4 protein-coding genes are annotated in these 2,424 nt (G+C 43.9%); 3 read left to right on the forward strand and 1 reads right to left on the reverse strand.

Annotated elements, in window-relative coordinates:
- Positions 1-377: 377 nt before the first annotated feature.
- The 3 genes from F6K37_RS38255 to F6K37_RS38265 all read left to right on the forward strand — a co-directional run bounded on the left by F6K37_RS38255 (position 378) and on the right by F6K37_RS38265 (position 1,363).
- Positions 378-692, forward strand: a complete 315-nt coding sequence (locus tag F6K37_RS38255; RefSeq protein ID WP_008179418.1) for a TMEM14 family protein — start codon at positions 378-380, stop codon at positions 690-692.
- Between the two features lie 55 nt (positions 693-747).
- Positions 748-903 (forward strand): hypothetical protein, encoded by a 156-nt coding sequence (locus F6K37_RS38260; RefSeq protein ID WP_287256307.1) that lies wholly within the window; start codon positions 748-750, stop codon positions 901-903.
- Between the two features lie 121 nt (positions 904-1,024).
- Entirely contained in the window at positions 1,025-1,363 is a 339-nt protein-coding gene (locus F6K37_RS38265) for a hypothetical protein (RefSeq protein ID WP_008179415.1), read from the forward strand.
- 172 nt (positions 1,364-1,535) lie between these two features.
- On the opposite strand, the gene F6K37_RS38270 is transcribed toward F6K37_RS38265, so the two are convergent.
- Positions 1,536-2,114, reverse strand: a complete 579-nt coding sequence (locus F6K37_RS38270) for a TetR/AcrR family transcriptional regulator (RefSeq protein WP_287256309.1) — start codon at positions 2,112-2,114, stop codon at positions 1,536-1,538.
- Between the last annotated feature and the right edge of the window lie 310 nt (positions 2,115-2,424).

The raw sequence follows: 2,424 nt of genomic DNA on the forward strand, positions 1-2,424 counted from the left end.
CTCCTGAAGGGCGGGGTTTTCACCCGCATCCGTTAGACAGTTAGACTTTTGAGGTTTTTATTCCTCGCGAAGTCCCCTACTCATACCCCTCTATTTTCTAGAGGCTCCTAGTAGGAACAAGCCGCACCTACTCCTGACATCTGGCACCAGTCTCAATCAGCTTGGTTCATGTAAGGTGGGCAGTGGATCAGACAGATTGACCAAGCTTGCCAATCCCGTTGCTAGGCACTGCCCACCCTACGATTAATGACTGCATCCAATCTCCCTACTCCCTACTCCCTACTCCCTACTCCCTAATGTTAAGTTTTCTGCTGACTTGACCAAAGAAGTATCGAGCTAGAGGTATAACTGAGTTCAGTTTGACAAAAAATTTAATGATGAATCTAAGTATTGCAGCAGTACTCTTATACGGCATCTTAGCCCTGATTGGGGGAATCATGGGCTATGCTAAAGCCAAAAGCAAAATATCTCTCATTTCTGGTGTAATTAGCGGTTTATTGCTAATATTTGCTGGAATAATGCAGCTTCAAGAACAACCCTGGGCACAAACCTTAGGGATAGCCGTAGCAGCTGCACTGGTGATTGTCTTTGCGATCCGGCTCGCTAAAACTCGCAAGTTTATGCCAGCTGGACTCATGATCATTGCTGGTGTGGTGTCTCTAGGGGTGATGCTTTATCCAGCTATGGCTTAAAACCATGCTTGGATAGTCCCCCCTGAATGCATTTGATCAACCAGAAAAGCACACCATGGGTTTTTACATACAGATACCGGATAAACTAACCGATAGACGTTCTCTGAGTCTATCCGGTATCTGTGTATATCGGTCTCGTGCTGATAAGGGCAAAATGCCAACAGTCTTAGCCCCTGAACTTCCTTTGAGCTTAGTTTTATTCCTGTCTTAGTTGTTCAGTATAAATCGTATCTATTAATCTTATCTATTAATGGTATGATTGGACTAGAAACCCCTATAGCCTAGGCGGTGCTTTACCTGTAACCTTAGTTATAGTACTACTTATTAGTCAAGTGTCTCTCACCACAGATATCTATTATAACTCAACCAGTCCAGCCATCGCCAGGACTGCTAACGGCACCCGTAACTTGGTTTTTGAAGAATTAGCCGAAGTGAGTCCGATGGCTCAAACTGTTTCTCTAGTGTTCATCAATCCCCAAGAGCCTAGTTATGAGCCTAGTTATTCTTATTTCCAAGAAGTCCAGTTTAACAATCCCATAAATCTGGAAAATGTGGTCAGACCGACAGTCAATTTTCTTGAAAACCCTCAATCTACCCTACCTGTCGAGAATCTCGTTATTGGTGTTGTCCTAATTTCCATCTTCTCTTTCATATTTATGAAGAGTTCTTGAAAGCTGAAAACCCCCGTGCTTGGCGCGGGGAAAAAAGCGACAACTCGATAGTTGACTTGGTCATAGTTGATCTTGATTTAATCTACACCATTGACGCAACGGTTTTTTGATTGACCCTCAACCGTCCACAAACCAGTGCGATCGCATTTCCCTATTCCCTCTTCTGACTTCCCTACTCCCTTCTCCCTAATAATGCTGAAGCAACGGTTTTCCCTTGTGCTGCTGCTATGGAGTTACCCTCCATCATCGCTACAACAATTGAGCCTTGCACAAGCAGTAAAAACTGTCGAGCCAATAATTCAGGATCAGTAATGCCTGTAGCCTGAGCCAGATCCAGAATATAGGCATAAACCGCTTGTTGGTGCTCCAAAGCCGCCTGATAACCTGGGTGATTGGGCTTGGCCAACTCTACAGTAGCGTTAATGAAAGCACAGCCCCGAAAATCTGGAGCCTCAAACCATAATTGAAGCACATCAAAGATTGCTAATAGACGCTCTTTGGGATCTGAACTATGTTGGGCAACAGTTTCTATAAACCAGGCACGCCAGCTCTCGCCCCGCTGTCGTAGGAATGCTTCAATCAGAGCATCCTTCGATTTGAAGTGGTTGTAAAGTGACATCTTGGCCACACCAGACTCGGAAATGATGCGATCAATCCCCACATTCTGAATACCCTCTTTGTAAAAGAGCTCAGAGGCTTTCTCTAAAATGCGATCGCGAACTGGTTTACGAGATGAAGTCAATTTGGTCATGGTTACTGAATCCGATTTGTATAGACAAGTCGGTATATTTTAGCCTAACACTTTCCCCTCCTCAGTGTCCTGTGACTATCGGGCACTGCTTAACAAAACTTTACAAAAAAATCAGCGGAAAATCCTTGACTTTATACAGACCTGTCTATTTATCTTGAAATAGACAGACCGGTCTACATAAATACAGCTTACATAAATAACGGTCTAGATAAATAAGGGGATTTCTGATGGCACGACAATTTACCAATATTGCTTTTACCCCTGGAGTCAAAAACGCTCAAACCCGCTACGGCTCTCGGGAAATTTATGA

Source organism: Moorena sp. SIO4E2 (assembly GCF_010671945.1).
In the GTDB taxonomy this organism is placed as follows: Bacteria; Cyanobacteriota; Cyanobacteriia; order Cyanobacteriales; family Coleofasciculaceae; genus Moorena; species Moorena producens.